19 protein-coding genes are annotated in these 25,617 nt (G+C 41.5%); 14 read left to right on the top strand and 5 right to left on the bottom strand.

What is annotated here, in order from left to right; translation table 11 throughout:
• Positions 1 to 71: 71 nt before the first annotated feature.
• From ACT3SX_RS02455 to ACT3SX_RS02480, 6 genes are all read left to right on the top strand, one after another.
• Positions 72 to 503 (top strand): ExbD/TolR family protein, encoded by a 432-nt coding sequence (locus tag ACT3SX_RS02455; RefSeq protein ID WP_192518758.1) that lies wholly within the window; start codon positions 72 to 74, stop codon positions 501 to 503.
• A 193-nt stretch (positions 504 to 696) separates the two neighbouring features.
• A complete protein-coding gene (gene msbA / locus ACT3SX_RS02460) occupies positions 697 to 2,484 on the top strand; it encodes a lipid A export permease/ATP-binding protein MsbA (protein WP_442069515.1) in 1,788 nt (595 codons plus the stop codon).
• Positions 2,485 to 2,624: 140 nt separating this feature from the next.
• Positions 2,625 to 3,761 (top strand): tetraacyldisaccharide 4'-kinase, encoded by a 1,137-nt coding sequence (gene lpxK / locus ACT3SX_RS02465; protein WP_442062335.1) that lies wholly within the window; start codon positions 2,625 to 2,627, stop codon positions 3,759 to 3,761.
• A gap of 163 nt (positions 3,762 to 3,924) precedes the next feature.
• Positions 3,925 to 4,737 carry a 3-deoxy-manno-octulosonate cytidylyltransferase gene (gene kdsB / locus ACT3SX_RS02470; RefSeq protein WP_442062332.1) on the top strand — a complete coding sequence of 271 codons (813 nt, stop codon included), beginning with the start codon at positions 3,925 to 3,927 and terminating at the stop codon, positions 4,735 to 4,737.
• Between the two features lie 87 nt (positions 4,738 to 4,824).
• On the top strand, positions 4,825 to 5,949 hold the full coding sequence (locus tag ACT3SX_RS02475) for a DNA polymerase III subunit delta' (RefSeq protein ID WP_192518762.1): 1,125 nt from the start codon (positions 4,825 to 4,827) through the stop codon (positions 5,947 to 5,949).
• A gap of 112 nt (positions 5,950 to 6,061) precedes the next feature.
• On the top strand, positions 6,062 to 6,409 hold the full coding sequence (locus tag ACT3SX_RS02480) for a PilZ domain-containing protein (RefSeq protein ID WP_192518763.1): 348 nt from the start codon (positions 6,062 to 6,064) through the stop codon (positions 6,407 to 6,409).
• Between the two features lie 150 nt (positions 6,410 to 6,559).
• On the opposite strand, the gene ppk2 is transcribed toward ACT3SX_RS02480, so the two are convergent.
• Positions 6,560 to 7,639 (bottom strand): polyphosphate kinase 2, encoded by a 1,080-nt coding sequence (gene ppk2, locus ACT3SX_RS02485; RefSeq protein ID WP_263972657.1) that lies wholly within the window; start codon positions 7,637 to 7,639, stop codon positions 6,560 to 6,562.
• Between the two features lie 242 nt (positions 7,640 to 7,881).
• A complete protein-coding gene (locus tag ACT3SX_RS02490; protein ID WP_192518764.1) occupies positions 7,882 to 9,393 on the bottom strand; it encodes an acetyl-CoA C-acetyltransferase in 1,512 nt (503 codons plus the stop codon).
• A gap of 889 nt (positions 9,394 to 10,282) precedes the next feature.
• Between ACT3SX_RS02490 and ACT3SX_RS02495 the strand changes: the two genes are divergently transcribed.
• From ACT3SX_RS02495 to ACT3SX_RS02510, 4 genes are all read left to right on the top strand, one after another.
• On the top strand, positions 10,283 to 11,683 hold the full coding sequence (locus ACT3SX_RS02495; protein WP_192518765.1) for a 3-oxoacyl-ACP reductase: 1,401 nt from the start codon (positions 10,283 to 10,285) through the stop codon (positions 11,681 to 11,683).
• A 374-nt stretch (positions 11,684 to 12,057) separates the two neighbouring features.
• Positions 12,058 to 12,975 (top strand): MaoC family dehydratase, encoded by a 918-nt coding sequence (locus ACT3SX_RS02500; RefSeq protein ID WP_442069516.1) that lies wholly within the window; start codon positions 12,058 to 12,060, stop codon positions 12,973 to 12,975.
• A 74-nt stretch (positions 12,976 to 13,049) separates the two neighbouring features.
• Positions 13,050 to 13,631, top strand: coding sequence for a beta-lactamase hydrolase domain-containing protein (locus ACT3SX_RS02505; protein ID WP_192518767.1), 582 nt, complete (start codon positions 13,050 to 13,052; stop codon positions 13,629 to 13,631).
• A gap of 234 nt (positions 13,632 to 13,865) precedes the next feature.
• Positions 13,866 to 15,278: a serine hydrolase domain-containing protein gene (locus ACT3SX_RS02510; RefSeq protein ID WP_442069517.1), complete on the top strand. Its 1,413-nt coding sequence runs from the start codon at positions 13,866 to 13,868 to the stop codon at positions 15,276 to 15,278.
• A gap of 17 nt (positions 15,279 to 15,295) precedes the next feature.
• Here ACT3SX_RS02510 and ACT3SX_RS02515 read toward each other — a convergent pair whose 3' ends face one another.
• From ACT3SX_RS02515 to ACT3SX_RS02525, 3 genes are all read right to left on the bottom strand, one after another.
• Positions 15,296 to 16,543 (bottom strand): cation:proton antiporter, encoded by a 1,248-nt coding sequence (locus ACT3SX_RS02515; protein ID WP_192518769.1) that lies wholly within the window; start codon positions 16,541 to 16,543, stop codon positions 15,296 to 15,298.
• Between the two features lie 281 nt (positions 16,544 to 16,824).
• Positions 16,825 to 18,735 (bottom strand): dihydroxy-acid dehydratase, encoded by a 1,911-nt coding sequence (ilvD, locus tag ACT3SX_RS02520; RefSeq protein WP_192992595.1) that lies wholly within the window; start codon positions 18,733 to 18,735, stop codon positions 16,825 to 16,827.
• A 180-nt stretch (positions 18,736 to 18,915) separates the two neighbouring features.
• Positions 18,916 to 19,677: a hypothetical protein gene (locus ACT3SX_RS02525; RefSeq protein WP_226945175.1), complete on the bottom strand. Its 762-nt coding sequence runs from the start codon at positions 19,675 to 19,677 to the stop codon at positions 18,916 to 18,918.
• Positions 19,678 to 20,250: 573 nt separating this feature from the next.
• Here ACT3SX_RS02525 and ACT3SX_RS02530 point away from each other — a divergent pair.
• The 4 genes from ACT3SX_RS02530 to ACT3SX_RS02545 all read left to right on the top strand — a co-directional run bounded on the left by ACT3SX_RS02530 (position 20,251) and on the right by ACT3SX_RS02545 (position 25,423).
• Positions 20,251 to 20,694 carry an HIT family protein gene (locus ACT3SX_RS02530; RefSeq protein WP_192518772.1) on the top strand — a complete coding sequence of 148 codons (444 nt, stop codon included), beginning with the start codon at positions 20,251 to 20,253 and terminating at the stop codon, positions 20,692 to 20,694.
• A 454-nt stretch (positions 20,695 to 21,148) separates the two neighbouring features.
• Positions 21,149 to 23,194, top strand: coding sequence for a BCCT family transporter (locus ACT3SX_RS02535; protein ID WP_192520468.1), 2,046 nt, complete (start codon positions 21,149 to 21,151; stop codon positions 23,192 to 23,194).
• Between the two features lie 121 nt (positions 23,195 to 23,315).
• The gene (gene dusB, locus ACT3SX_RS02540) at positions 23,316 to 24,347 is read left to right on the top strand and encodes a tRNA dihydrouridine synthase DusB (protein WP_442069518.1); all 1,032 of its coding nucleotides are present in this window, start codon (positions 23,316 to 23,318) and stop codon (positions 24,345 to 24,347) included.
• Positions 24,348 to 24,535: 188 nt separating this feature from the next.
• Positions 24,536 to 25,423 carry an SDR family NAD(P)-dependent oxidoreductase gene (locus ACT3SX_RS02545; RefSeq protein ID WP_442069519.1) on the top strand — a complete coding sequence of 296 codons (888 nt, stop codon included), beginning with the start codon at positions 24,536 to 24,538 and terminating at the stop codon, positions 25,421 to 25,423.
• Positions 25,424 to 25,617 lie beyond the last annotated feature (194 nt).

A 25,617-nucleotide genomic window follows, 5' to 3' on the forward strand; every position in this document is an offset into this window, starting at 1 on the left:
TTTTTTCTAGAAAATAGTATTTGTAGACGGTTGTAGATGTCAAAGCACAGTAAAATATTAAAGAGAGTGATATGCGCTTTAGAAAACCAACCGTTGAACCACTTGAGATTAATCTAACACCAATGATTGATTGCTTACTATTTTTGATCGTGTTTTTGCTGCTTGCAACGTCGTTTAATCATTTTAGTCGTTTAAATATTATTCTTCCTGAAGCAGAAGGTGTTGAGCAAACAGAACAACAAAATAGCATCGAAGTAGCCGTTCAAGAAGATGGTAGTTATTTGGTCAATGGTATCACGCTTGCTAGCAGTAATGAGGCTGAGTTGACCAGTATGCTACAGCAAGAAGCGGGTAGTAATCGTGACATGCTATTTGTGATTGCTGCAGATGCCAATGCCACTCATCAATCTGTTGTACGGGTGATGGACATTGCGGGAAAATTAGGATTCTTGAACCTTAATATCAGCACAGTTGTGCCACTTGGTCAGCCGTTACCGCAGTAATATATAGTCAATTTCTTATGAATCAGATACGGTGTTATTTTTGTTCAGTCTACTGTCTGTAGTGCTGTTACTCACTTTTTAATATCTGAATTATTGTGAATTGACGATTGCTGTTTTAGTGTCACAAACACTCCTATAAAACTGTACTTTGAGTACAGTCCATTCATACCAAGATACTCAAATTGAGGCTTTTATGAGCCAAGCATACCAACCCAACGCTAATAAAAATGCTGCTAAGAAGTTGTCAGCAAAGCCATCAAGCACCCCTAAACATCAGACGCTACTGCGTCTACTACGTTATCTCAAGCCTTATTGGTGGGCATTGATACTGGTTATTTTAGGTTTTGCTATTAATGCGGGGACAGAGATATGGGTTGCTAAACTTTTACAGTACATCACTGATGCTATCAATCAAGGTGATCAGAGCAAACAGAATTTGTTTCCATTATTGATTGTGGTGGTGTTTTTTGTGCGTGGTTTAGGTAGTTTTTTGGGTAACTATTATTCTGCTTTGGTTTCGCGCAATTTGGTTTATGAGTTGCGAGTGGAAGTTTTTAATAAATTGTTGCGTCTACCAAGCTCATTTTATTTGGCCAATCCAGCAGGTACGATCTCGTCGAAGCTCATATTTGATGTTGAGCAGGTAACTGCTGCTAGTACAGAGTCCATGAAGACTGTACTACGTGATGGCTTGACAGTATTAGCATTGATAGGCTTTTTGCTCTATAGCAATTGGCGCTTAACCTTAATTTTGTTTCTCGTATTGCCGCCAATTCTGTGGCTAATTCGTATCGCATCCAAGCGCTACCTTAAGCTGTCTAAAGGTATTCAAGAGACGATGGGTGATGTCAGTCATATTACCAACGAAGTCATTGGTGGTTATCAAGTGGTCAAAAACTATGGGGGACAAGCATACGAGGCTGAACGTTTTAATAAAACATCAAAAAAGAACTTACGCCAAGGTATGAAAATAGTCGTTACAAATAGCATTAATACACCAGCCGTACAGCTGTTGATGGCAATAGCTATGTCGGTTGTTGTATGGCTCGCACTGCGTCCATCGGTGATTGATAATATTTCAGCTGGTGAGTTCATCTCCTATATAGCCGCTGCAGGGTTGCTCAGTAAACCTGTGCGTTCGCTAACGGATGTCAATCAAAAGCTACAAAAAGGTATCGCGGCAGGTGAGTCAATTTTTGCTTTGCTCGATGAGCCAGAAGAAAAAGATACAGGCACTCTTAGCTCGAACTTATCAGGTGAGATGAAACTGAATGATGTCAGCTTGGTGTACCCAGATTCAACAGTGGCACTGAGTGACTTCACTTTAGATATACGTGCAGGAGAGACCGTTGCATTAGTAGGACGAAGCGGAGCTGGTAAGTCATCCTTAGTTAATTTACTGACACGTACCTTATCAACTTCTTCAGGGCAGATTACGTTAGATGGTATGCCTATTGAAAATATTAAGTTAGAGAGTTTACGTTCTCAGATTGCGATGGTTAATCAACAAGTGGTGCTGTTTAATACCACAGTATTTAACAATATCGCTTATGGCAGCCTAGCCAATAAAACACAAGCTGAAGTTGAGCGTGCTGCTAAAGATGCTTTTGCTCATGATTTTATTATGCAAATGCCAAACGGCTATCAGAGTGAAATCGGAGCTGAAGGATTACAGTTATCTGGTGGGCAACGTCAACGTTTATCTATTGCTCGAGCGCTATTAAAAGATGCGCCAATTTTGATCTTAGATGAGGCGACCAGCGCGCTAGACAATGAGTCAGAGCATTATATTCAGCAAGCACTTGATAATGTGATGAAAGACCGCACGACCTTGGTGATTGCTCATCGATTAACGACCATTGAGTCAGCTGATCGCATTGCTGTGTTAGATGCTGGACAGATTGTAGAGTTAGGTACGCACCAAGAGTTGATGAAATTACAAGGCTATTATGCACAAATGTATGACCGCGACTTTGAATAAGTGTGTTTATTAGGGCGTGTTTAACCCTTCGAGTATGGCACTGACAGTGTCTATTTGCGAATAGTTAATAGGGTCTAATATTTTGGAACGGTTTTACTATTTTAGCCATACTGAACTTATAGAATAAGTAGTCAATAATTATGAGCTTTGAGACGACAGTAACGCGAGCATGGCAACGCCAAGCTGGTTGGTTATGGTTATTGCTACCCATCAGTTGGCTGTACGGAATCATTTCGATGCTTCGCCGTCAGGCATACAAACTAGGTCTGTTAAAAAGTTATCGAGCCCCTGTCCCAGTGATGGTTATTGGTAATATCAGTGTTGGTGGTAGTGGCAAGACACCATTGATTATTGCTTTGGTAAATAAATTGCAAGGAGAAGGTATCAAGGTGGGTGTCATTAGCCGTGGTTATGGTGGTGATACTAATAAGATGCCATCATTGGTTAGTGCAGATAGCTTGCCTAGTGTGGTCGGAGATGAGCCCTGTTTAATTGTTAATACGACCAATGTGCCAATGGCGGTATGTCCCAATCGTAAACAGGCAATCACTACTTTGCTGGATAAGCACCCAGATTTGCAATTGGTTATTGCTGATGATGGTTTGCAGCATTATGCCTTACAACGTGATATCGAGTGGATTGTCGTCGATGCGTCACGGGGTTTTGGTAATGAACAATTACTCCCCACTGGATTTTTACGTGAACCTATTTCACGTTTAAAAGGCGCAACTGTTATCTATCATGAAAAGCTAAGCGCAGATTTAGATGATAGCAACGATGGAAATAGCCAGTATCAAAGCAGCCGTTTGACAATGCATCTGACAGCTGAAAATATGCAACGCTTGTGGCAACCTACTGTAGTCGCTCCTCAAGTAACTGATGTTCAAATAATTAGTATTAAGGCCAGTGCTGATGCGCCTAGTACTGGTAAAAAAGTACATGCTGTGAGTGGTATCGGCTATCCGCAGCGGTTTTTTGATACGCTAAGTTCACTGGGTTTTGATGTCATTGGGCATGCATATCCTGATCATCATGATTTTAGTTTGGCTGAGCTGTTGCAGTATCACGATTATCCGATTGTTATAACCAGCAAGGATGCAGTAAAAATAAAAGCCTTGTTATTCGAATATACAGCTAAGCAACCACTTAACGATGATTGCGAAAATCTGGTGAATAGGCTGTGGGTATTGCCGGTAACGGCTGCACTTTCTGATAGTTGTTATGATGCATTACAACAGCAGCTACAGACATTAGACATCAGGACTGCACCGATATAAATACAATTGAGCCTGAGGAGTTTTTAGCCTAAGGCTTTGTGTTCATACGATCAGCAGTATCTATTTGTAACGGTTCAACACGCCTGAGTCAAAATATTGGAAATACCGTTTATTATAAAAGTAAAGATTTATAGTCATATAAAAAATTCTATAGGAAGTAACCATGTCATCAGTTGTTATGCCGGCTAAAACTCATATTGTCATTCCTGCTCGTTTCAAAAGCACACGATTACCTGGTAAACCACTGCTAAAAATACATGGTAAGCCAATAATTTTATGGGTCGCTGAAAAAGCACAAACAGCGAAATTTGCTGATGATATGTGTATTGCCACTGATAATGAGCAAATAGCAAAGATCTGTATGGAAGCGGGTTTTGATGTGGTCATGACTAGTGCTGAACATGCATCAGGTACCGATCGTTTGGCAGAAGTTGCTGCCATAAAAGGGTGGGCTGATCATGATATCGTGGTCAATATGCAGGGCGATGAGCCACTGGTTCCACCTTTGTTATTGGAGCAAGTCAAAGCACTCTTGGTAGCAGATAGTGATAGCGTAATGGCTACGTTATGTGAGCCTATCGATGACTATGAAACCTTTATGCGTCCGTCGGTAGTAAAGGTGGTGAGTCAACAGTCCGCTAATGTACAGCGTGCGCTTTATTTTAGTCGAGCACCTATTCCTTGTGACCGTGATGCTGTGTTAGCTAATGAAGAACAAAAACAAACACCAAAAAACGCCTATCGCCACTTAGGATTATATGCGTACCGCGTGCGTCTATTGCAGCAATTTGTACATTGGTCACAAACACCGCTGGAAACGCTTGAGAGCTTAGAGCAGTTACGTGTTTTGGAAAATGGTGGACATATTGCGATTGCACAAGCAGATTGTCACTTACCTGCAGGTGTTGATACACAAGAAGATTTGGATCGCCTAAACAGCATGAGCTTGGCTGACTTTCAAAACCCCATTAAATGATAGCCTAACCAAAATATCATCACTGTATTTATAGCGTACTGACACGCTATCTCTTAAATAATCGAGCAATGTGACAGGACGGTAACGATGAGTGATATAACAGATAATACCAGCGTTGCAGATGATGTTTATTTTGCACCTTTATTACCATGGCAGCAAACGTTATGGTCACAACTAACGCAACGAGTATTACAGCAGCAACCTTTGCCACATGCATTATTGGCAGCAGGTATGCAGGGCATGGGTAAGCGAGCTTTTGTATGGCGATTGGTCGCTTGGTTGTTATGTCGTACCCGTAATAGCCATCCAACAGGTGCTTGCGGCGTGTGTGAGAGCTGTCAATGGCTAAGATCAGGTACACATCCAAGCTTACAAGTCTTGCCATTGGTCAGCACACCGATGAGTGTTGATCATACTGCTAAGAAGGAAAATCTGAGCAGCACTGCCAAAAATAAAAAAACTAGTAAAGCAGCTAGTCATAGTGTTCTAAAGACTAAAGTAGATGATATCCGAGCCTTGCAACCTTTTATCTATCAAGGTGGACAAGGACTGCGGATATGTGTGTTAGATCATGCTGAAAAAATGACTATTGCTGCAGCTAATGCGCTACTCAAAACCCTAGAGGAACCGCAAGCACAAGTTCATTTGTTTTTGATCAGTGATACACCTTCGCAGCTATTACCAACTATTAAAAGCCGCGTACAGCAATTGGCGTTACAGGCGATTGAGCCGAGGTTAGCTGCTGATTATGTGACACAGGCATTAGGACATACGGTCAACCGAGAAGCAGTTGGTACAGATGCCATTCATCAACTGATACAATTAGCTAATGGTGCGCCTTTAGCGGCGATAGCATTGGCGCAAGCGGTGTGGTATAGCAAGCGTGGACTATGGCTGACGACGTGGCAAGCATTGCGTAGTGGTAAGCGTAGTAGTATAGCTGCCAGTGATTATTGGCAAAACCAGTTAAGTATCGTTGAATTTATTCAGCTATCTGAATTGATGTTGCTTGATATACGCCGTGTTTGTTTAGGGCTTGATGAATTGCAAAAAGACGTCAATCTATCTGGCTTATTAGAGTCTTATCAACCGGCTGCTAGTGGTTTAGAGGCATTTGCGAATAGCTTGCAACAGACCAAAATTTCTCTGCAACAAAATGTGCAAGAAAAATTTGCCTATGATAAGCTAATGCAGGAAATGGCATATTTATAAAGTAGTTTTTATGCTGTTTGGATATAGTTTAATATATCACTGATGCTTTAGTTTACATACCGTTAGTCACTCATAACAATATAATCAACCTAATTAATAAAGGAAGCTAACTATGGCAATGCCAGGACGCGGCGGAGTATTGACCTGCCATATGGAAAGTATCGAGACGTTATATGCCAGTTACTTATCCTTTGTGAGTAATGGAGCCTTATTTGTACCCTCTAACCAGTCGCATCAGTTAGGTGATGAGGTATTTATCGCTGTGACTTTACCGAATTCAAGCGAACGTTTACCTATGAATGGTAAGGTGGTGTGGATAAACTCTAAAACACAAGGTAGTCGTCCAGCAGGTTTTGCGGTACAAATTGGTACTGACATTGCTGGTCAAAGAATTAAAAATGAAGTTGAGCGATTGTTGGCTGGTAAAATAGATGGCTTGCAGTCGACTTATACCATGTGATATTAATATTGATGACTATTTTCTCTATTACGATTGGTTTTAAATAGATATCACCATAAAAAAGCAGCCCTATATTTTGATATAAGGCTGCTTTTTTGATGAGCTGTTTTTAAATAAATTTGGAGAAATATCGACTGTTGATGAGGCATGTTAATAACGAGGCGGCACATACATATCATTTGGAATAGGCTCACGATAATATTCATCATCGCGTTTACGGTTGGGTAACTCAACCTCATCACGAGGCACTTCTTTATAAGGAATTTGGTCGAGTAAGTGTGCGATGCAGTTTAGCCTTGCACGTTTTTTATTGTTGCCTTCTACGACCCACCATGGAGCTTCAGGAATATGGGTACGTTCAAACATGGTCTCTTTTGCTTTGGTGTAGTCTTCCCACCGCCGGCGTGATTGCAAATCCATCGGTGAAAGTTTCCATTGTTTGAGCGGATCATACATTCGGCTCATGAAACGCGCATGTTGTTCGTCATCGGTAATTGAAAACCAGTATTTCACCAGACGAATGCCAGAGCGTACTAACATACGTTCAAAATCAGGCACCGATTGAAAAAACTCCTCATACTGTGCGTCTGTACAGAAGCCCATCACGTGCTCGACACCACCGCGGTTATACCAACTACGGTCAAACAGTACAATTTCACCTGCGGCTGGCAAGTGGGCGACATAGCGTTGAAAATACCATTGCGTTTGCTCACGTTCTGTTGGCGCGGGTAGGGCTGCAACACGACAAACTCTTGGATTTAGGCGCTGAGTGATACGCTTAATAGCACCACCTTTACCAGCAGAATCTCGTCCTTCAAAGATGACGATAATGCGCTCACCGCGATCTACTACCCAATCTTGTAGTTTGATAAGCTCTCGTTGTAGTCGTACCAGTTCATGGAAGTATGTACGACGATCTAGCTTTTCTTGATCACTCATTTCGCGTCCGTCAAAACGAAAGTCACGCGCATAGTCATCTATTTCATTTTCTAGCTCTTCATCATAGGTATCGATTAAGTCTTGGTGCATTTTTCGTCGCAGTTCATCATCAAGCACTTCTTTTTCGATACGCTCAGATAGAATTTCTTGTTCGCGATTATATTGATCAATGTGTTCTTTGGTTGTTAGAGACTGAAAATCAGCTGTTGTATTGGGCTCGGTTATGTTGATTTTTTCAGAACCAAAAATGATTTGCCGTAGTTGTTTTAACAAATATTTAGTTTTACCCATAAATGTTACCTTTGGTTGGCATATCAAGTTTTGTAAAATGCTACTCCCTAATTCACTTTTATAATAACAAACTATAGGCAATAAAAAATGCCCTTTACATGAATTAAAGGACATTTTTTATGGTATGTACTGAGTAAGGCAATAACTTAGTGCATTCCTGTTATTTTAGTATTTATAAAGCTAATGGGTGACCTCAATTCACTCGATAGTCATCTCAATAGGCTAAACACAAGGTATCTTGATTATTTTTCTAAGATACACGTTACTCCTTGACCACCTGCTGCACAGATAGAGATAAGCGCACGACCAGAGCCTTTTTGATCCAGTAGTTTAGCTGCAGTCGCTAATATACGACCACCAGTAGCTGCAAATGGATGACCTGCTGCCAATGATGAGCCATTAACGTTGAGCTTACTACGATCAATAGAGCCAAGTGGTGCATCCAGTCCTAAACGCTCTTCACAGAAACTTTCATCTTCCCAAGCTGCTAATGTTGACAGTACTTGTGATGCAAAAGCTTCATGAATTTCATAAAAATCAAAGTCTTGTAACGTTAGGCCAGCTCGTTTCAGCATACGTGGTACGGCATAAGCAGGTGCCATCAGTAAGCCTTCAGTTGTGCCAGATTTGCCAATGAAGTCTACCGCAGCTGTTTCTTGATAGACAATATAAGCCAATGGTTTAAGGCCGTGTTCTTTTGCCCATTCATCAGTACCTAATAGCACGCAAGAAGCGCCATCTGTTAATGGAGTAGAGTTGGCTGCTGTCATCGTTGGTTTGGCATTCTTTTTGCCAAATACAGGCCTTAGTTTGGCCAGCTTTTCTAGCGTTGTGTCTGGGCGCAGATTATTATCACGAGTCAGACCTTTATATGGTGTGATTAAGTCATCAAAAAAGCCTTCATCATAAGCGCGTGCTAGGTTTTTGTGACTGTTAAAAGCAAGCTCATCTTGGGCTTCGCGGCTAACGTTCCACTCAAGCGCAGTGATTGCTTGATGCTCACCCATTGATAGACCAGTGCGTGGCTCTCCGTTTTTCGGTGAGTCTATTAAGTCTTTTGGATTCAAACCCATCAGTGCTTTTAGACGCTGCTTGTTGTCTTTCGCTGCACCCAATTTAATCAGGACTTTACGTAATCCATCGCCAATCGCGATAGGGGCGTCAGAGGTGGTATCGACACCACCAGTAATGGCTGAATCGATAAGGCCCAATGCGATCTTATTGGCAGAAGCGAAAGTCGCTTGTAAGCCAGTACCACAAGCCTGTGAAATGTCATAAGTTGGTGTGTGTGGATTTAGGGCTGTATTTAATGTGGCTTCACGAGTAAGGTTGATATCACGGCTCAGTTTCATAACTGCACCAGCGACCACTTCACCTAACACTTCATCTTGCAAGTTGTAGCGTTCAATCAAACCATCCAAAGCGGCTGATAGCATATCAGTGTTGCTGACGTCAGCATATGAACCATTCGAGCGAGCAAATGGGATACGGTTACCACCTAAAACAGCCACGCGTTTTAGACTTGAGTTAGGTTTGGTTGAGTGGGTTTTTTTGGCAGTATTAGCTGCTTTTGGAACAGCAACTTCTTCCGCAACGTTCTCTTTTTTTGAATCACTAACAATGGTATTAACGGCTGCCTCTTTTTGAGTGCTGTCAGTAGAGGTTGCTTTTGCCTCTTTAGTTTTTACATCACTGACTTTTACGACAGTGCTTTCGATAACAGGACTATCAGGGTGATTGTTTTTATTACTCATAATATTATCCTTAAAAAATACGGGTAGAAGAAAGGTGAAGTAACGATAAAAAAGACAATTAACTTTTAGTATTTGGTGCAATATTTCAAGATGATAAATCAATATTATCATTTATTGCGCAGTATGGCTGTTTATGGCAAGTCGTTTTTATGACCTTACTGTATATCTTTAGCAAATTATGTGACGTTTGTAATGAGGTTAGGGTGTGACCTCATTTTGATGATAGAGATGGGATAAATTGCTGTCTAATAAGAAAGGTCGTAAAGATAGCATGGAAGTAATAGTATCCAAGTATCAGCAAGCCATTTGACTCTGTTTCACAAAATTCAGCCCATTTAAAGTGTAATGTTTAGATTGAGTAAATAGCCCAGTAAATGCATATATTTGATGATCTTGACATAGTTTAATATCGTTAGAATTTTGCCAGTATGTTTGTATTCACGGTTATTTTTTTATTTTAAGTGTTTCAATCTACATGATGATACGTCCTAGATTTGCAAGCTGAAGATAGGGCTTGTAGTATCACTCACCATACGGCGTTCAAAATAGTTTCTGTGGACAGGTTGATATTGACCGTTAGCATTGCATAAAAGCTAATTTGATAATATATTGTTATCGATAAATAAACTTTCTATAACTTATAGGTCTAATTCTAGCATGATACGATGCTTTTTTAGTCTACAAAAAGTTGCCATCTTGTGTACTAGCTTGTTTACAGATTTTTGTAGACATTCTCAGTTTTTGGACTTGTTTATAATGGCAGTGTATAGTTAGGCCAGTTTTGTACGCACTTACTAAATATCAATAATTATAATGTTGCCGAGTCTATATGATAGGAACATTGCATTTTTAATTTACGATTCTAGTTATTTTTTATAAGGATTATATTATGTCAGACCATTATGGTGATTTTGTTCAATCTTCTATTGGTAAAAAGGTTGCGAAAAACCTAGGCTTACCATTACCAGTGACACTTGATCGTTTCGAAAGTGGTGAAAATCTAGTACGTGGTAGTGTTTTGGTTGGCCGTGCTAGTGGCGATGATAAAAGCGTGAGTGCGTCAGTATCACGTATTTTGTCAGACGTACATGCGGATGTTTATGTAAATAGCAGCGACGATATCAAAGATACGCTTGCTGATGCGAGTATTGAGACAAAGATTAATACTGATAGTGATGATAAGTTTAAAGTGCTGTTGTTTGATGCTAGTAATATTAGCAATGCTAAGCAGCTAAAAGAGGTGTATGAATTTTTCCATACTGTGGCTCGCCGTGTTGAAAAATCTGGTCGCGTTATTATTGTGGGCCGCCCACCAGAAAAAATCTCTGATATTGATACAGCACTTGCTCAACGCTCACTTGAAGGCTTTGTAAAATCTGTAGGCAAAGAGTTCAAACGTGGTATCACGGCACAGCTTGTCTACGTTGAAGAAGGTGCAGAGCAAAACTTAGATTCAACGTTACGTTTTTTCACCTCAGCTCGTTCAGCTTATGTCTCAGGACAAGTCGTACGTGTTAGCAAAGGCACGTCAATTGAGGTAGATTGGACGCAGCCTTTAGGTGGCAAAACCATGCTGGTTACTGGCGCAAGTCGTGGTATTGGTGAAGCGATTGCTCGCGTGTTGGCTCGCGAAGGCGCTCATGTTATCTGTCTTGATGTGCCGCAGCAACAAGCTGACCTGCAAAAGGTCGCTAGTGAAATCAGTGGTTCAGTATTGACTGTTGATATTACCAGTGACGATGCAGGTGCTGAAATTGCAGATGCGGCAGAAAAACGCGGCGGCTTGGATGCAGTGATTCATAATGCAGGGGTGACCCGTGACAAGACCTTAGCGAAGATGGATGAGCAAAAATGGGATATGGTTATTAATATCAATCTTGCCAGTATCGCTAAATTAAACCGTTATATGCTTGATAATAATGTCTTAAATGATGACGCTCGTATTGTCTGTGTGTCTTCAATTTCTGGTATCGCGGGTAACTTAGGTCAAACCAACTATGCCACCTCGAAAGCGGGTGTTATTGGTCTAGTTAATGCGACTGCTAAGCAACTAGAGGACAATGCCAAAGGTATGACAATTAATGCCGTGGCGCCAGGATTTATTGAAACCCAGATGACTGAAGCCATTCCATTTGCTATTCGTGAAGCGGGGCGTCGTATGAACTCAATGAGCCAAGGTGGACTACCAGTAGATGTTGCAGAAACTATCGCATGGTTTGCATCACCTGCTTCTGGTGGTTTGAATGGCAATACTGTCCGTGTATGTGGTCAAAGCTTACTAGGTGCATAGCACTAGTTTCTAGGTAGGCAGGGGTAATATTTTTTATTAAGTAATTGATATTAATTGTTATTTTTTATTTACCTTACACATGCTTACGAAAAAATTGATGATAATTTGTAATAAAGCTGCCCGAGGGTGGCTTTTTTATGATAAAAACATAGAAACTTTATAATAAAAAAAATAGAAACTATAAACCCAAAAACCAGAAAAAAATTGCTGTAAAATAAGTGCTTGAACCACGCATTAAAACCACGTAGATTACTTATACTTTGGATTGAGTATAGCGCTTAGGACACTGTTGGATGGTCAGCCTTAACGAACGACTTTAATAGCATCTCTGTATGCACCAAGAAAATTTGCTCTAGCCCCACTTAGGATTTATTATGTCAGACAAGCATTATGATGCGTTGCCAAAAGCGCATACGACCTACGCCAATATCGTTAAAAGCTTATTACCTATTGTCAATAATGGCAAAATTAGTCGAGAACAGCTACCTCAAGCGACTTATTTTGTGGATGATCTGCATATCGACCAAGGGAATTTAAACGATTATCGTAAAATTTGCGGTTTTTCTGATAATGGTAAAGTCCCAATTACATATTTTTCAGTATTATCACAAACTTTGCAAATGAATATGATGGTCAAAGAGCCGTTTCCATTTGCCATGTTGGGTTTGGTACACGTTGACAATAGTGTAACTCAGTATCGTTCAATTGGTGAGCGTGAAACGTTTGCCATGTCGGTTACCTTTGATAATCTGCGTGATCATGCTCAAGGTCAGCAGTTTGATTTTGTGACGACTGTGAAATCAGAGAGTGAAGTTATCTGGGAAGGTACTTCAACTTATTTGTCTCGTAGCAAAACATCAAGTAATAGCAAAGATAAAAAAAGCACTCCACGTCAGATAGTGGCCAAACCAGATGTTAATCCGGAAGGCGTGCATAGTATCTTTGAAGTACCAGAGGATATCGGTCGTCGCTATGCCTTTGTATCGGGTGACTTCAACCTGATTCATTTACATCCGCTATCTGCGCGGGCTTTTGGTTTTCCAAAAGCTATTGCTCACGGTATGTGGTCAAAGGCCAAATGTTTGGGTATGATGGGCGAGTTACCAGATGCTTGTACGGTTGATGTCGCATTTAAGCTACCTATCTTTTTGCCAGCAGAGGTTGAGCTTATTGCTGAACCAGTTGCAAAGTTTGAGAGCACAGATGATACTTGTGAGTTTGGGTTATATAGCGCTAAAAATGACAAACCGCATCTGTTAGGTACGGTTAGATTGCAGAGTATCGATCAATAACCATCAGAAAATAAGATAACAGATGCTCATTACAAAAGTTTTCAATAGCAAACTTAACGAATAAATTTATAATTATGACTTCATATACAGAAGTAACAAGCCCAGAAAATTCAGCCGCCAATGATCATGTTGCTCATATCAAGACTACTGATAATAGGGCTGAGACTGGTAGCACCAGTACTGACTCTGACCAAAATATTCAGGATAACGGTATCGACCTTGCTAATATTTTTGAGCCTTATTTTCGTCCTGATGCAAACACCATTGTATGTGGTGCATTGGATGATGAAAAAGTGGCAGCATTAGCAAAGTCAGGCGTTGAGTTGGTTATCAATTTGCAGCCTAATGATGAGTTGAGTTTTGATGAAGCAGCAGCTGTCGAGCGTGCAGGTATGCATTATGAACATTTGCCTATTAGCGGTGCTGCTGACTTAAAGCAGCTGAAAATATTGGCATTTGATAATATTTTACGACAGCATCACGGCAAAAAAACTGCGCTGCACTGTGGTACTGGCAATAGAGCAGGTGCTGCGATAGCCTTGCGTGCAGGTTGGCTGCGTGGGCGTAAAATGGATACAGCGATGGAACGTGGGCGTAGTCATGGTTTGACTAAGCTTGCCGAAGAGGTTCATAATCGTTTACTAGTGCCGCGTTAGAATATAATCATGTTTGACGAACGAAAAGGCGACCAAATGGTGGCCTTTTTTGTGAGTAAATAATTGATTTTACGTTGATATAAATGGGTAAAACCACGCAAAAAATGATGGTTGTCAAGAAAACGAGGCTAGAAATCACTCATGGTAAGCCAATCGTGTTTTTTGATCTGCTACAATATCCAGCGCTAAGAGACTTTGAGACTTAGCTTTTTTATAAAATAAAGCAGGGCAGTCATGAGCGAGAACAATAAAAGTAATCAGCATATGCATAACGATATTAATATTAAACTTCAGCAAGGCTTGCAGCAATTACTCACCGACTTGCAACTTGATGATGCGCCAGCAGGTGGTGCTGTGGTTGTTTATCAGGCTGGCAAATGTATTGCTCAAGCAAGTACGGGTATGGCACGTTTAGATATGTCCTGGCAACCTGATACCTTGGCCATTAATTTTTCGACAGGTAAAGGCATATTGGCGACATTGGTACATGTGTTGGTGTCGCAGCAGATACTAGATTATGACACGCCTATTGCGCATTATTGGCCAGCATTTTCGGCACAGAATAAAGGGGATATTACGCTACGTAGCGTGATGTCACACCAAGCTAATTTATTTTCCATTCAAAGTACTAATGCTGATAGTGAAGCGTTGCTGGATTGGGAGCATATGCTCAATAAAATTGCTACGATGGCAATTACGCTACCGGAGCATAGCGAGTTATATGATAGCGCTTATAGTGCTTTGGTCTATGGTTGGATATTAGGCGGTCTAATAGAAGCTGTTACCAATCTATCTTTGGCTGAGGCGTTGCGCCGTTATCTAACCGAACCTTTAGGCATTGCCGACAGCTGTTATTTTGGTGTGCCAGATAATAAAGTCAACCAAGTGGCAAAGCTGGCCAAAGATTTTGAAGTATCAGATGAGGATAGTGAAAAACTGCGTCATAAGCGTCACAAACCAACTTTAAAAGCAGATTCACAAAGCACCTTAGATGCTTATGCTCGTCTGCCCAATTATACTTGTTGGCAGCAACAAGCCTTAGCTAATGAAAAAGTCGTAAACCCTAGTCAGGATAATGAGCAAAAAAACTTGCCTATATTAAGTACCGCCCATATCAATCGTTTGTACTTTGATACTAGTAAACTGAATCTAAAAAACTATAAAGCGGCGCTCATACCTGTTGGTAAAGAAGCAATCGATTACCATAGTCGCGAGATATTACAAGCCGTGATTCCTGCGGCCAATGGGGTAGCTTCAGCACAGGCACTGGCAACCATCTACGCGATGCTGGCCTGTGGTGGTCAATGGCAAGGACAAACCATTATTGATAGTGCAACGTTTGAGCAGCTCTCTAAACCGCATGTCACAGGTTTAGACTCCGTCATGCCAGCGTCTATGTATTGGCGCTTGGGTTATCATAGACTGTTTAGCCTTTGTCAAAATATCGATAGTGAAGTGATTGATATCAGCAAGCAAGGGTTCGGGCACATGGGTTATAACGGGTCGGTTGCTTGGTGTGATCCGAAGCGTCAATTGTCATTTGCTTTTGTTCATAACTTTGACGTTACGATGCTCAATGATATTCGTCAGTTTGCTCTAACGGAGTTTGTGATTAGCTCGGTTGATACAGCGCTCAAACAGTACTAAAAAATGTATCAATAATATCAATGAGGGTTGTTTGGCGTCATTTTTAGCAGTCTTTTGGCGCTGATACCATGTATAAAAATAGATATTAAAATGACAATTGAGCAGACAACCCATAGTTTTAGAGTATCCTCCTCACCGAAAAAGCCTTGGTTGATCGCGTAAGAGAGATAATATAGCGTACCAATACCACGGATACCTAATGCTGAGATAGCATATTTTTCGGTATGTGGTAGGTTCAGTCCTGATAACGCAATCAACCCGCCAATAGGGCGTATCAACAATAAGAAGGCAAAGCTGACGATATAAACGCGCCACGTGAGCTCTACATCCGACTGCAATCCCTGACCTAAAAACATGCCAAAAGTGACCAGTACTAACGACATCAGTAAACCTTCTGATTGCTCTGCAAAATCATGAAGCTTGTGATGGTAGCTGTGCTCATGCTCCGAACGCCGAAAGGCAAAGGCTGCGACAAATACGGCAATAAAGCCATAACTATGCACAAACTCTGCTAAGCCATAGGCTAGTAGTGTCAGGGCGATGACGACGTAACCTTGAGAAATAGTGGTGTCTTGGCTATATTTTGAAAAGACGAGCTTGGCCAGAACCTTACCAACGACAATACCAACCAGTAAACCTGCGCCAATTTTCCACAGTACATCATGGGTAAACCACGACCAAAGCATCTCACTGGTGAAACGATTGCCTTCATCAAATGCTTCCGCTATTTTTATTGCTAAATAAACAAAGGGGAAAGCCAGCCCATCGTTAAGTCCTGCTTCTGAGGTGAGGGTAAATCGAGGTGCGTCTTCACCACCGGTATTCGGTGGTCCTACTTGGATACTAGATGCTAATACTGGGTCCGTTGGTGCAAGTACAGCACCTAATAAAACGGCTGCCCCAAGACTCAGACCAAACGTGTAATAACCCAATACTGCCATCGAAAAGATACCAATTGGCATGGTAATCAGTAACAGTCGTACTGTCGGCCGCCATAACTGCCAGGATAGCTCAGTATCAATCTTGATACCCGCGCCAACCAATGATACTAAAACGACAATTTCAGTCAGCTTTTCGATGACTAAGCCATTATCAATAGGATTTAAGAATGATAGTGTCGTCCAATAATAGCCCATTATCAGGCCTAAGCCGACTTGTAGCATAGGCAAAGAGATGGGCGTGCGTTTAAAGAGAATAGGAAACAACGCGCCTAATAAAAAAGCGACACCACAGACTAATAAGAATAAATTATAGTTTTCGATCATAAGAGTCACGCACGAGAGTCAGTTGATTGTTATTTTTTTATAAAAGAAAGCCCACTATCGAGCCATACTGAGGATCGATGACTAATGACTTGTCGGTCTGTCTTTTATCATGACAACAAAACATGATGGTTTCCGCAAAAAATAGTTATCAAACGACGGTCTACGTTGTTTTTTAGTGAAAAAAAGCCTGCACAATATAGGCAGGCTTTTTATAATTTCAATATTTGTGACTCTTAAAACAAACAGAGTTTTAAAGTCTGAGCTGTTTCTGTACTTAGTGTTTAGCGCTCTACTTGGCTTACGTCACGTATTGCACCAGTATCGGCACTGGTAGTCATGGCTGCATAAGCACGTAATGCAGGAGTAACGTAACGCTCACGGCTTACAGGTTTCCAAGCATCACGACCACGAGCTTCCATAGCTTCACGGCGTTCTGCCAAAGCTTCATCGCTCACTTGGATGTTGATAGTACGGTTAGGAATGTCAATATGAATGGTATCACCTTCTTCTACCAGACCAATCGCACCACCTTCAGCAGCTTCAGGGCTGGCATGACCAATAGATAGGCCAGATGTACCGCCAGAGAAACGCCCATCAGTCAGTAGCGCACATTTTTTACCCAAACCTTTTGACTTCAGGTAAGTTGTTGGATAAAGCATCTCTTGCATACCTGGGCCACCTTTAGGGCCTTCGTAACGAATGATTACTACATCACCGGCAACGATTTGGTCATCCAAGATAGCTGCAACGGCATCATCTTGCGATTCAAATAGACGCGCGCGGCCAGTAAATACCAAAATACTGTCATCAACGCCAGCTGTTTTTACCACACAGCCACGCTCAGCAATGTTGCCATACAGTACTGCTAAGCCGCCATCTTGTGAATAAGCATGAGTAACGCTACGGATACAGCCTGATTCGCGATTAACATCGAGATTAGACCATTCTTTGGATTGTGAAAAGGCTTGTGTCGTACGAATACCACCAGGTGCAGCAACATATAGTGCTCGCGCTTCAGCATTGTCTGGATTCATGATATCCCATGTGTCGATGGCTTCTTTCATCGTTGCACTATGGATGGTTGGAAGGTCAGTGGTTAGTAAGCCTGCACGGTCAAGCTCAGCAAGCAATGCCATTACGCCACCAGCTCGGTGCACATCTTCCATATGATATTTCTGTGAGGCAGGTGCGACTTTAGAGAGGCAAGGCACGCCGCGGCTTAGACGATCGATATCGGCCATTTTAAAATCAACTTCCGCTTCATTGGCCGCTGCTAGCAAATGCAAGATAGTATTGGTTGATCCACCCATCGCGATATCTAAGCTCATGGCATTTTCAAAAGCCGCTTTGGTCGCGATAGAGCGTGGTAGCACTGAGTCATCATCTTGCTCATAACGGCGTTTGGCCAAAGAGACAATCGTACGACCAGCCTTTAAGAACAATTCACGGCGCATCGCATGAGTTGCTAGTAATGAGCCATTACCTGGCAATGATAGCCCTAATGCTTCGGTCAAACAGTTCATTGAGTTGGCAGTAAACATACCAGAGCAAGAGCCACAAGTGGGGCAGGCTGAGCTTTCGATGGCCAAGACATCTTCGTCACTGATATTATCGTCAGCAGCATCCATCATCGCATCGACTAAATCAAGCTTACGAATCGCATTACCTTTATTGTCAGTGGTATGTGTACCGTTGCCACCATCGTTATTGTGGCTTTGTGCGACAGTACTGGCAATGACTTTACCGGCTTCCATAGGTCCGCCAGAGACGAACACAACAGGAATGTTTAAGCGCATCGCTGCCATTAACATGCCTGGGGTGATTTTATCGCAGTTAGAAATACAGACTAAAGCATCTGCGCAGTGAGCATTGACCATGTACTCGACAGAATCGGCAATTAAGTCACGACTTGGTAGCGAATACAGCATACCGCTATGGCCCATCGCAATACCATCATCGACAGCAATAGTATTGAATTCTTTGGCCACGCCACCTGCCTGCTCAATCTCACGTGCGACCAGTTGACCTAAGTCTTTTAAATGCACGTGACCTGGTACGAACTGGGTAAATGAGTTGGCAATAGCAATAATAGGTTTGCCAAAGTCGCCATCAGTCATGCCAGTTGCACGCCATAGTGCGCGTGCACCTGCCATATTACGACCACCGGTAGAGGTTTTTGAGCGATAATCCATGTGATATTCCTTACAAATAGGCTAGGTTCGTTAAAATGTGCAGCATCAGCCGTGATGTCAATAGTGTGCTTTTTATACGGTTTGAGGACTAGTGAATAATACTAGGTCGCTACCATACCATTAGCTATGAATAGCTGAAAATAATTCGCTGCTTGTGATAAAAAATAGGACGGATAAGTACTACTCCAAACGTTCTAATATGGCTGTTTCAAACCAAGGTAGCTCGGCTTTATCTTTGTCCAGTTTGGCGATAATCGCTAAAGCATGAGTGGCCGGTAAAAGTTGATAGTCTGTACTGGTCTCAATCGTTAATATCGATTCCGTGCCATTGTGTTGTTCGTCGATACTAATTAAGGGTTGACGGTTGTTTTTATAGAGTACATCTATACGGCCAAAAAACTGCCAATCTTTAAATGCGGTAGTGAGCGCGTCTGTTGCCTCTTTAGTATAAATTTGCTGTGCGTCTTTGCCCGTATTGGTCCAATGCAGCCGTACAGCCAATTGCAATGTTTCACTGAATACGACCAGTGAGCCGACGACCTTTACCTGCCAAGGGTTAGCAAGCAGTGTGGCATCAATCCCGATGAGCTTAGCAGCTGCTTGAGCCGTCATCGGTGTGTTAAATTGCGCTAATAGAGCAGGTGTCAGTGGATGTGTTTGTTTGATACTGTCTTCTAAGCTGTCATAATGATACAGAAAAGGTAGCGGTAAATCTTGAGTGACGGTTTTTTTGCTGATTTTACAGTTATGAATTCGCCATGCAATGGTTTTGTCAGTCAGTACGTCTGCTAAAATAATACTGTTTGGCGCAAGCATTTGAGTCGCATTCTGCGTGCTTGTTTGTTCAGTATTACTAGCAGATATCATATCATCGGATGTGGTCGTTGATAGTGTGGTATCAAGATGTACATTAGCGTAATTGTTATTTGATTGAGAGGTCAAAGTAGGCGAGTCCATAAACATGGTGTTATTAAAATAGAGGGTTAATATAACATTTTAAGGGCATGGCTCGCCAATAAATTGCTTAATTGTTAACGTAATTTACTGGTATTATTTTTTATAGTGAGCATGGTAGTAACTTGTGCTTAGCCTATATTTCGTCCACTATATTACGCACGCTTCAATCTGTTTTAAACAATAAACAGGGCGTGTTGAACATTCAAATGTGGTGCTGGCAGTCACTATTTTTTAGACAATATGCAGTGAAATTTTTGATACCTAGTCATTCTAGGTGAAACAATTTCGCCATGTATTGGCAAAAAAGAGTACTCCCCTCCACTCGAGCATAGCTCTCGCCTTGCAAACGGGCAAAGCAGTGCTTTGCTGGATCCGTTCTCAAGGCTGATGCTAAAATGCTTCCAAACATTTTTGCAAACGTTGTTACAAGCCTAGTTAAGGTCTCGACATTATCGTCGGCTTGCGCCTAGTTTGGTGTAAATTTAGCGATCAGCAGCCCTAATATTTGAATGTTCAACACGCCCTAGTAACGACAACATTACATTGAAAGGAATAATAATGACTGATATTAATCAACAAGCCACAGCGTACGATGACAACAATATTTTTGCCAAAATGCTAACCAGTGATATTCCGTGTCATAAAGTGTATGAGGATGATAAAACCCTAGCCTTTATGGATATCATGCCGCAAGCGGAAGGTCATGTATTGGTAATACCGAAACAAAAAGCTGTTGATTTGGCCGACCTTGAACCAGAGTATGCAGCTGCTGTTTTGATGACATCTCAAAAAGTCATGCAGGCGCAGCGCCAAGTGTTTGCGCGTGAAGGAATTATTCAAATGCAGCTAAATGGTGCGCAAGCAGGGCAAACAGTGTTCCATTATCATGTACATCTTATTCCTACCAATATCCATGAGCTAGGTCATCATGCTGCTGTAATGGCCGATCATGAGCAGTTGGCCAAACTTGCCCAACAACTAGCTTCTGCTATTACTGGTTAGTATTTAATACACCATATTCGTTATTAGTTGCTTTTAATAGCGATTATCAGCCCGGTATGAAAAAGGTCGCCTGCAAGCGGCCTTTTTTGTTATTTGGTAATAGTCAGGTAACAAATGTTAAAATAATGTTACATCTTAGGTCGAATATTAGGGTCATCACGATAAATATGCTACATATAACCGCATGTTGTTCCATTGTTATTTTAATAAACGTCAAAAATATTTTTTATACCTATATTGCAGGCGTTGTTTATTAATAAGCCATTATTTGCGTATTTGCTATTTATGATAATAAGCAGTTTTTTCTAGTTTTAGTGATTCTATTTGATGACTCGCTTTAACGGCTATCTTTAACGATTGTTATCTTAATAACGGAAACTCCTATCGTCTTAGGTCTCTTGTTAGAGACTGATTTTAAATAATAATTGAAAACCTATTTTGTGAGATCACTTTTATGAAAGATAAAACTGCTCGATCCACTATTTTACTGCCCGTATTTTTGCCAGCTGCTATCGTCATGATTTTATTGGTTGTTGGTACTGCCATTAACCCAGAAGCTGCAGGTGAGTTATTTAGTTCTGTACTAACCTTTACGACCGAGACTTTTGGTTGGTTTTACATGTTGGCGGTTGCCATATTTTTACTGTTTATCATTGTGTTGGCATTTTCATCATATGGCAATATCAAGCTTGGACCAGACCATGGAGAGGCTGAATATAAGTTTCTAGAATGGTTTGCCATGCTGTTTTCAGCAGGGTACGGTATCGCTTTACTATTTTATGGGGTAGCAGAACCTGTTATTCATTTTGCCAGTCCACCTTTATCTACGCCCGAAACCATTCATGCAGCAAAAGAGGCAATGCAAATTGCTTATTTTCATTGGGGTTTTCACATTTGGGCTATTTATGGTGTGGTGGGGCTGTCGCTCGCTTATTTCGCGTTTCGTCATGGATTACCATTGTCTATGCGTTCCACCTTGTATCCATTAATTGGTGAAAAAATCCATGGACCTATCGGTCATACGGTTGATGTATTCGCTATTTTGGGTACGTTGTTTGGTATCGCCACCAGCTTAGGTTTGTCAGTATCGCAAATTAATGCCGGTCTTAACTATTTGCTACCCGATATTGTTCCAGTTAATACCACAGTACAGGTGATAGCCATTGCTGTCATTACAGCGGCTGCCTTAGTATCGGTGCTAGCAGGTATGGATAAAGGTGTTAAGCGGCTGTCGATACTCAATATGGTACTGGCCACATCACTGATGGTCTTTGTATTCATTGTGGGTCCTACCATATTTATCCTAAATGCCTTTATGGAAAATACGGGCAGCTATTTAGGTAATATTGTTGAGCGTACCTTTAGTTTACAAGCTTACGAGAGTAGTGACTGGATCGGTAGTTGGACGCTGTTTATCTTTGCATGGACGATTGCTTGGGCTCCGTTTGTTGGGCTATTTATTGCCAAAATCAGCCGTGGTCGTACTATTCGTGAGTTTGTGCTAGGCGTTATGCTGGTACCTACCTTTTTCACATTCTTTTGGTTTGCTGTGTTCGGTGATACGGCTCTACATATGATTATGATGGATGGCTATACTTCGCTTATTAGTGAGGTACAAAACAACCAAGCCATCGCTTTGTTTAAATTGTTTGAAAACTTGCCATTTACTCAGTTTGTGTCGTCGCTGACGATATTGCTCATCATCACGTTTTTTGTGACTTCATCAGATTCAGGATCATTGGTTATTGATTCACTCGCTGCTGGTGGCCGTAGCGATACACCATGGTGGCAGCGTACTTTTTGGGTAGTGACAGAAGGCGCTGTAGCGGCAGTGTTACTATTGGCAGGCGGTCTGACAGCATTGCAAACTGCTGCTATTGTCAGTGCGTTGCCTTTCGCTGTTATCATATTGATTTCTATCTTTGGTATGTGGCGTGCGTTACGGATTGAAGGTCATCGCGATCAAAGCTTAGATAACGACAACCGATTACCACCACATCTACTTAAGCCGTCAGCATGGCGTGACCGTATTGATTATATTACTGAGCAGCCAACTCGTGACAAGGTATTGATGTATATCAAAAATGTGGTTATGCCGTCGATGGTAGAAGTATCAGAAAAGTTTGCAGAAACGGGTTGGATTACTGATGTTAACTATGATGCGATAAACAACCGTGCCGTACTAGAATTACATCGTGGCGATGATGTCGAGTTTTGGTATGAGGTACGTCTATCTGAGCACGAAGCGCCTGATTATACCGAAGCGACTGCAGGAGAATTGCCACAAGAGCATCATCACCGTGCTGAGGTATATTTACGCCGCGGGGGTCAAACCTATGATTTGTATGGTTATAAAACAGAATCGGTTATCAATGACATCATAGATCAGTTTGAAAAGTATCTGCATTTCTTAAATGTATCGCCTGACAGTTTACCGTGGCGCATGCAAGAACACGATGAAGATATTACTTTAGAGCAGGGTAGTGTGTTTGATAAGTAATACGCTCAATGATGATAAAGTAGTGTTTATTGATGCAAGTTATTCACGTGAATAGCTTGCAATACGCGTACGAACCCTTAGAATAACGGCTTGTTTTCTTCGTAAATCAAGCCGTTTTTTTATGTCTATAGATTCTCCTATTTCACTCTCGTCTTTGCCAGTATCTGAGCATCCATTATTACAGCCGTTAAATATTGGTGGTCTTACGATTGAAAACCGTTTGATGATTGCTCCTATGGCAGGCGTGACCGATAACCCATTTCGCAAGTTGTGCAAATCATTTGGTGCAGGCCATGCCGTCAGTGAAATGATTATTGCCGATACCGCGCTATACGCTCGCAAAAAATCATTATACCGTGCCAATTTTGATGGTGAGATTGCTCCTATTTCAGCGCAAATCGCAGGAGCTGAGCCTGATAAGTTGGCGGAAGCGGCGCGTTATCAGATTGATAATGGCGCGCAAATCATTGATATCAATATGGGTTGCCCTGCCAAAAAAGTCTGCCGCAAGCTGGCAGGGTCTGCATTATTACAAGATGAAGATTTAGTCGCTCGTCTGTTAGATGCCGCTGTGAATGCGGTTAATGCACCCGTAACGCTAAAAACCCGACTGGGTTATGAGAACGGCCGAGAAAACATTTTACGAGTGGCAAAGCGGGCAGAGCAAGCAGGTATTGCTGCTATCGCTATACACGGGCGTACACGAGAGGATATGTACACTGGAGAGGCGCGCTACGATCTGATACGTGAAGTCAAAGAAAGCATCAACATCCCAGTGATTGCCAATGGTGATATTGATAGCCCTCAAAAAGCACAACATGTCCATGAGCTGACTGGCTGTGATGCGGTTATGATTGGCCGCGCCGCTCAAGGTCAGCCATGGTTATTCCGTGATATCGGGCATTTTTTACGGACAGGTGAGACGCTAGAAGCACCTAGCATCAGCGACATCAAAGAGATTGTACTGGCGCATTTGCAAGAGTTATATGGCTTCTACGGCGAATACTCTGGCTGCCGCATCGCGCGCAAGCATATTGCATGGTATACCACTGGTATCCCCAATTCTAATGCGTTTCGACAAGCCATGTATAGCGAAGAGAGTACTGCAGGACAGTTTCAAGCAGTTGAAGACTTTTTAAAGGCACATGAATAAACCACCAAAATTTTAAATCAGATCATTATTCATGCCGTTATTTGCTTTTGAAATTTTAAAGCCATCACCTTATCTGAATAAGACCGTAGTTTTATTATTCACTTTACCTTAATTCACTTTATCTTATGTTTTCTTGTTATTCTATGATCGAATGATCATAGGAATGTGACAAACAAAAAGGATTTTTTATGGCCAATCCCTCAAAGACAGCAATCACTAGCGTTGTTAAAGACAAAATTATTATTATTACTGGTGCCTCAAGTGGTATCGGTGAGCGTACTGCTTTTTTGCTTAGTGAGTGCGGTGCACATGTTATTTTATTGGCACGTACCGAAGACAAGCTAAAAATGGTCAAAGATAAAATAGAAAGATTGGGGGGCAAGGCAAACTACTATGCGTGTGACCTCACTGATATGGTTGCCATTGAGGCTACAAGTCAAAAAATCCTAGCTGACTTTAAGCATATCGACATATTGGTAAATAACGCAGGTCGTTCGATTAGACGTTCAGTCCATGAGTCAGTCAATCGTTTTCATGACTTTGAGCGTACCATGGAAATTAATTATTTTGGAGCAGTCAAAATTATTTTAGGGTTTTTACCAACGATGATTGGACGTCAAACGGGTCAAATTGTCAATATTTCATCGATTGGTGTGCTAGCCAATAGCCCACGGTTTGCCGCTTATGTGGCTTCCAAATCTGCATTGGATGCTTTTAGCCGTTGTTTGGCTGCTGAAGTGAAAGGTGACAATATTAAAGTCACAAATATCTTTATGCCGCTGGTTCGTACGCCTATGATTGCCCCAACTAAGCTATATCGCTATATGCCAGCGTTGATGCCTGATGAAGCAGCGATGATGGTAGCAAGGGCCATTGTGTATAAACCAAACAGCATCGCTAGCAATATGGGTAAGTTTGCATCGGCCACTTATTCATTAGTGCCTGCATTTAATGTTGGTATTCAATCACTTGGTTATCGTATTTTTCCAAGTTCGACGGCTGCTCGAACGAGGGATAAAAAGCCCAATCTAGCACAGCGGATTTTTGCCAAAATTCTTCCTGGCGAGCATCACTGATGTTGGGAAATGTATGCTCTGAAATGAAGTGAAAATAGTCGGTAAAGCGCTTTTTTGATGTTTTAAAAAATATGAGTGCTAAAGTTAAAGTGTGTATACTCGAGAAGCATTAACAATCACACAAATATATATTGATGATTGACTCTCGAAGGGTCAAAAAAACCAAATAATATAATTTGAAGAGGTAAAGATGT

This window comes from Psychrobacter sp. AOP31-B2-9 (genome assembly GCF_052378005.1).
GTDB lineage: Bacteria > Pseudomonadota > Gammaproteobacteria > Pseudomonadales > Moraxellaceae > Psychrobacter.

What these genes read in the sequence shown, in the direction of transcription:
- ACT3SX_RS02475 (WP_192518762.1), top strand. Translation starts at nt 4,825, where the DNA reads ATGAGTGATATAACAGATAATACCAGCGTTGCAGATGATGTTTATTTT.
- ACT3SX_RS02545 (WP_442069519.1), top strand. Translation starts at nt 24,536, where the DNA reads ATGGCCAATCCCTCAAAGACAGCAATCACTAGCGTTGTTAAAGACAAA.
- ACT3SX_RS02530 (WP_192518772.1), top strand. Translation starts at nt 20,251, where the DNA reads ATGACTGATATTAATCAACAAGCCACAGCGTACGATGACAACAATATT.
- ACT3SX_RS02500 (WP_442069516.1), top strand. Translation starts at nt 12,058, where the DNA reads ATGTCAGACAAGCATTATGATGCGTTGCCAAAAGCGCATACGACCTAC.
- ppk2 (WP_263972657.1), bottom strand. Translation starts at nt 7,639, where the DNA reads ATGGGTAAAACTAAATATTTGTTAAAACAACTACGGCAAATCATTTTT.
- lpxK (WP_442062335.1), top strand. Translation starts at nt 2,625, where the DNA reads ATGAGCTTTGAGACGACAGTAACGCGAGCATGGCAACGCCAAGCTGGT.
- kdsB (WP_442062332.1), top strand. Translation starts at nt 3,925, where the DNA reads ATGTCATCAGTTGTTATGCCGGCTAAAACTCATATTGTCATTCCTGCT.
- dusB (WP_442069518.1), top strand. Translation starts at nt 23,316, where the DNA reads ATGTCTATAGATTCTCCTATTTCACTCTCGTCTTTGCCAGTATCTGAG.
- msbA (WP_442069515.1), top strand. Translation starts at nt 697, where the DNA reads ATGAGCCAAGCATACCAACCCAACGCTAATAAAAATGCTGCTAAGAAG.
- ACT3SX_RS02510 (WP_442069517.1), top strand. Translation starts at nt 13,866, where the DNA reads ATGAGCGAGAACAATAAAAGTAATCAGCATATGCATAACGATATTAAT.
- ACT3SX_RS02515 (WP_192518769.1), bottom strand. Translation starts at nt 16,543, where the DNA reads ATGATCGAAAACTATAATTTATTCTTATTAGTCTGTGGTGTCGCTTTT.
- ilvD (WP_192992595.1), bottom strand. Translation starts at nt 18,735, where the DNA reads ATGGATTATCGCTCAAAAACCTCTACCGGTGGTCGTAATATGGCAGGT.
- ACT3SX_RS02490 (WP_192518764.1), bottom strand. Translation starts at nt 9,393, where the DNA reads ATGAGTAATAAAAACAATCACCCTGATAGTCCTGTTATCGAAAGCACT.
- ACT3SX_RS02495 (WP_192518765.1), top strand. Translation starts at nt 10,283, where the DNA reads ATGTCAGACCATTATGGTGATTTTGTTCAATCTTCTATTGGTAAAAAG.
- ACT3SX_RS02535 (WP_192520468.1), top strand. Translation starts at nt 21,149, where the DNA reads ATGAAAGATAAAACTGCTCGATCCACTATTTTACTGCCCGTATTTTTG.
- ACT3SX_RS02455 (WP_192518758.1), top strand. Translation starts at nt 72, where the DNA reads ATGCGCTTTAGAAAACCAACCGTTGAACCACTTGAGATTAATCTAACA.
- ACT3SX_RS02505 (WP_192518767.1), top strand. Translation starts at nt 13,050, where the DNA reads ATGACTTCATATACAGAAGTAACAAGCCCAGAAAATTCAGCCGCCAAT.
- ACT3SX_RS02480 (WP_192518763.1), top strand. Translation starts at nt 6,062, where the DNA reads ATGGCAATGCCAGGACGCGGCGGAGTATTGACCTGCCATATGGAAAGT.